The 4394-nt window shown below is 67.8% G+C and carries 3 protein-coding genes; 2 read left to right on the top strand and 1 reads right to left on the bottom strand.

Annotated elements, in window-relative coordinates; all coding sequences use genetic code 11:
* Positions 1–787: 787 nt before the first annotated feature.
* Positions 788–1162 (top strand): hypothetical protein, encoded by a 375-nt coding sequence (locus tag ACVOLJ_RS20790; protein ID WP_481564985.1) that lies wholly within the window; start codon positions 788–790, stop codon positions 1160–1162.
* An 81-nt stretch (positions 1163–1243) separates the two neighbouring features.
* On the opposite strand, the gene ACVOLJ_RS20785 is transcribed toward ACVOLJ_RS20790, so the two are convergent.
* Positions 1244–1591 (bottom strand): RidA family protein, encoded by a 348-nt coding sequence (locus ACVOLJ_RS20785; protein WP_475280450.1) that lies wholly within the window; start codon positions 1589–1591, stop codon positions 1244–1246.
* Positions 1592–1784: 193 nt separating this feature from the next.
* Here ACVOLJ_RS20785 and mprF point away from each other — a divergent pair, with 193 nt between their 5' ends.
* On the top strand, positions 1785–4349 hold the full coding sequence (gene mprF / locus ACVOLJ_RS20780) for a bifunctional lysylphosphatidylglycerol flippase/synthetase MprF (RefSeq protein ID WP_475280451.1): 2565 nt from the start codon (positions 1785–1787) through the stop codon (positions 4347–4349).
* Positions 4350–4394 lie beyond the last annotated feature (45 nt).

The raw sequence follows: 4394 nt of genomic DNA, 5'->3' as shown, positions 1-4394 counted from the left end.
GGTCTGGGCTTCATGGTCTGGGGGGGGGGGGGGGGGGGGGGGCGGCGGCCCCCCCCCCCACCACAAAAGGGGGGGGGGGGGGGGCCGCCCAACCCCCACCCCCCCCCCCCCGCCCCCCCCCCCCCCCCCCCCCCCCCCCAACCCGCCCCGCCCCCCCCCCCCCCCCCCCCCGACAGATATCCGCGGCGGACGGTCGAGCAACTGCAACGTCAATTGCAGAAGCAAGGGCATGGGTTCGATAGGTAGATTGAAGTGCACTGCCTGTGGATGTGGCTGTGCTTTCGATGGGTGTTGCCCGGCTTTTGGTGGGTGCGGACCTTGGTCCGCACTATCTATCCGATGTCATGAACCGTCGTCGCAATCGACCCCGCCTGTGCACACTGGCAACTGCCGAATCACGATACATGTCGCAGATTGCTCGGTCATTCGCGATCCTTGCGCCAGCTGCGCTTGAGGCCCTTCAACAACATGCAAAAATGCCGAAAGCGTCTTGATGGTGCGGGCATTGCAACTCGTCTGATTGGCATTCCGCCACAGCAGGTTTACAGATGATGAGCCACCGAAAAAAGGTGGCCGGGCTTCGAAAACCCGTTTTGTCGAACGTTGTTTACGCTTGCCAGTCGGCGTCACTTTGCGTGGCGCCGGCTGGCAATCCGTCTGCCGGCTATGGCGGGCGGGGCGTGGGGGCCTTCGGGCCAGCCGGAGCGTTCGACACCGGTTTTCGAGCCACGTCTCCGTCCGCCACCTCTGGGTGGCGGCTACCGTCTGTCCTGCACGGAGCCTTGCCATGAATGCATCGGATTTCCCCCATCTGCACGCTTACCTCGGCCCGGCAGACGCCGACGAGGACACGGAACCGTCGCCAGCGCTTGATCCCACCACGTTGGTTGCGACCTTGCGACGCATCGGTACCGGTGCCGCCGCTGACGGCCAACCGTGGCCGGAACGGCATCAACTTCCCAGCCGATGCATGGCACTGGCCGATGTCGACAGCGCGCTGGCCGGGCTGCGGGTGGTGCAGGAGGTCATGCTGGCCGCCGAGCGCACCCGGCAGAACGGTGCGCCGGAGGAATACGTCGGCGACCGGGTCATGGAAGGGTTGATGCTGGCCTGCCTGGCCTTGTGCGCGCAGGCAAGCTCACGACTGCAGCCGCAGCTGTAACGGGCGCGTAGCGTCGCCTCCCCGGCGAGTGGGGTCAGATCCCTTTCCCATTGGAAAACGGATCTGCCCCCTGCCCGGTCATTACGGCACCGCCGCCGTCACGATGATCTCGACCTTCCAGTCGGCATGGGCCAGCTTGGCTTCAACCGTGGCGCGGGCCGGCGTTGCGCCGTCCACCACCCACTCGTCCCACGCCTTGTTCATGCCATCGAAATCGGCCATGTCGGCCAGGAAGATCTCCGCGCGCAGCACATGCTGGCGATCGCTGGCCACCAGTGCCAGCAGCTTGTCGATCTCGGCCAGCACCTGCCGGGTCTGCCCGGTGATGTCCTGGCTGGTGTCTTCCGGAATCTGTCCGGAGAGGTAGGCGACCTTGTTGTACACGGTCATCTCGGACATGCGCGGTCCGACGTCGTAACGCTCCATCATGGGCGTGGCTCCTGCGGGTGGTCTGACCTGCATTCTCGCCCAGCCGGGCCGGGAAGTGTGTGCCCGGCACGGCCACTGGATACCGCCACCTGCGGCACATCGGCAACGCTGGTCAAACGGCGCTGGCAGGCGCACGATGCGCCTCGCCCTGCGTTGACACCGCTCTCGCCCTGACTGACGCACCCTTGCGCCGATGACCGCCCCTACCGATACCGTCCCTGCCACCGCCCCCCCTGCCTGGAGGCGGGTCGTCACCATCGTTGTGCCATTGCTGATCCTGGCGCTTGCCCTGCACGGGCTGGCCGGTGAATTCGACGAGCATGGCTACCGCGCCATCCGCCAGGCGTTCCATCAGCTCAGCAGCGCCCAGATCGCACTGACGGTCCTGCTCGGCCTGGCCAGCTACGCCTGCCTGATCGGCTTTGATGCCATCGGCCTGCGCCGAAGCGGCATCCGCGTACACCCTGCACGCATCGGCATCACCGCCTTCCTGGCCCACACGCTTGGCCAGACCGTGGGCTTTGCCGCACTGACCGGCGGCGCAGTGCGGCTGCGTGGCTACCGTAGTGCAGGGCTTGGCCTGGCACAGATCGGCCAGGTCGTGCTGATGAGCACGCTCGGCTTCATCTTTGGTGCCTGGCTGCTGATCGGGGTGGCACTGTGCATGGAGCCGGCCGCGGCCGCACTGGCGCTTCCGCTGGACCCGGATGCCGTGCGCGTGGTCGGCATCATCGCACTGCTCGCCTATGCAGCCACCGTGCTGCTGGTCGGGCGCGATGGGCGCCAGTTCCGCATCTTCGGCCATGGTCTGTGGCTGCCCGACCGCCGCACCATGCTCGGCGTCACCGTGCTCAGCGTGGTCGAACTGGTGTTGGCCAGTGCGGCGTTCTACGTGCTGCTGCCCGACTCCACACCCACCGGCCTGCCGGGTTTCGTCGGCCTGTACCTGGTGGCCGTCCTGGCCGGCCTGGTCTCCACCGTGCCGGCCGGCCTGGGCGTGTTCGAATGGAGCCTGCTGAAACTGCTGCCCCAGGTTGCGCCGGCGGCGGTGCTGGCAGCGGCGCTGATCTATCGGGTCAGCTACTACGTGCTGCCGCTGCTGCTGGCAACGGTCCTGGCGCTGGCGCCTGCCATGCGACAGCCGCTGCAGGCCAGCGCCGGCGCCACCCGTGCCGGCTGGCATGCGCTGCGCCCCTGGTTGCCACAGATCATCGCGCTGGCGGCCTTCAGCGTGGGCGCTGCGCTGGTCATCGACGGCACCCTGCCTACACCGCGGCGCCATCTCATCAACGCCTCGCTGCCGATCCTGGAAACCTCGCACCTGATCGGCAGCCTGGCCGGTGTCGCCCTGCTGCTGATCGGCCAGGGCCTGGCCCGTCGCAGCCATGCCGCCTGGATGCTGGCAATGGCCATCTGCGTGATCGCGCCACTGCCGATCTGGTTGCGCGGCGGCCAGCCGCTGATCGCACTGTCGGCGCTGCTGGTGGCCATGGCCCTGTGGGCCGCGCGGCGCGAGTTCTATCGCCAGGGGGCGCTGCTGGATGAAGCCTGGTCGTGGCCGTGGCTGCGCAATCTCGGCCTGGTACTGGTGGCGGTTACCTGGCTGCTGTTCTTCACCTACAGCCATGTCGAATACCAGAACGAGTTGTGGTGGCAGTTCGCGGTTTCCGGGAATGCGCCGCGAGCGCTGCGGGCCTTGCTGCTGGTGGCGATGGCGCTGGTGATGTTCGGCCTGGCCAGGCTGCTGCACAGCACGCGCAGCCCGCTGCCGGCGGCCGACGAGGCCACGTTGCAGTCACTGGCGCCGATCCTTGCCGGTGCCACCGACACCCAGGCCTGCCTGGTGCTGACCGCCGACAAGGCGGTGCTGCGCGACGAGGCGCGCAAGGGCTTTGTGATGATGCAGCGCTACGGCGGCTCGCTGATCGCGATGGGCGACCCGGTTGGTCCTCCCGAAGTGGCACGCGCCCTGATCTGGCGCTTCCGCGAGGAAGCCGACCGCCTCGGCCTGCGCCCGGTGTTCTACCAGGTGGGTGAAGCGTACTGGCAGACCTATCTGGATCTCGGCCTGGGCCTGGTCAAGCTGGGCGAAGAAGCGATGGTGCCGCTGCACGACTTCGGGCTGGAAGGGCGCGAGCGCGCGGACCTGCGCCAGGCCTGGAACCGCGGCAAGCGCGGCGGGCTGACATTCCGGGTAGCCCCGGTAGACGAGATTCCGGCATTGCTGCCGCGCCTGCATGCCATTTCCAACGCGTGGCTGGACGACAAGTCCGGTGATGAGAAGGGCTTTTCACTGGGCAGCTACGACCCCGACTATCTGGTGCGCTTCCCGGTCGCACTGGTTGAAGCCGAGGGACAGATCGTGGCCTTCGCCAACCTGTGGCAGGCGCCGGCCGGTGCGGAGCTGTCGGTGGACCTGATGCGCCACGTCAACGAAGCGCCCAAGGGCACGATGGATTTCCTGTTCATCGAGTTGTTCCTGTGGGGACGCGCGCAGGGCTATGCCCGTTTCTCGCTGGGCATGGCGCCGTTGTCCGGGCTCGCCCAGCACCGCCTGGCGGGACGCTGGAACCGGCTGGCGGGCCTGCTGGCGCGGCATGGCGAACGCTTCTATGGCTTCAGTGGCCTGCGCCGCTTCAAGTCGAAGTTCGACCCGCAATGGCGGCCGCGTTACCTGGCGGCACCGGGGGGCATGCACCTGCCCGCGGCACTGCTGGATGCCACACGGCTGATCTCGCTGGACCCGCGGCGGAACTGAGCACGCACGCTCCGCCGGGCATGGCCCGGCCCTGTACGGTAGCGC

It is taken from the genome of Stenotrophomonas sp. STEN046 (assembly GCF_056759755.1).
This window is presented reverse-complemented; position numbering and strand designations above follow the sequence as displayed.

What these genes read in the sequence shown, in the direction of transcription:
- ACVOLJ_RS20790 (WP_481564985.1), top strand. Translation starts at nt 788, where the DNA reads ATGAATGCATCGGATTTCCCCCATCTGCACGCTTACCTCGGCCCGGCA.
- mprF (WP_475280451.1), top strand. Translation starts at nt 1,785, where the DNA reads ATGACCGCCCCTACCGATACCGTCCCTGCCACCGCCCCCCCTGCCTGG.
- ACVOLJ_RS20785 (WP_475280450.1), bottom strand. Translation starts at nt 1,591, where the DNA reads ATGATGGAGCGTTACGACGTCGGACCGCGCATGTCCGAGATGACCGTG.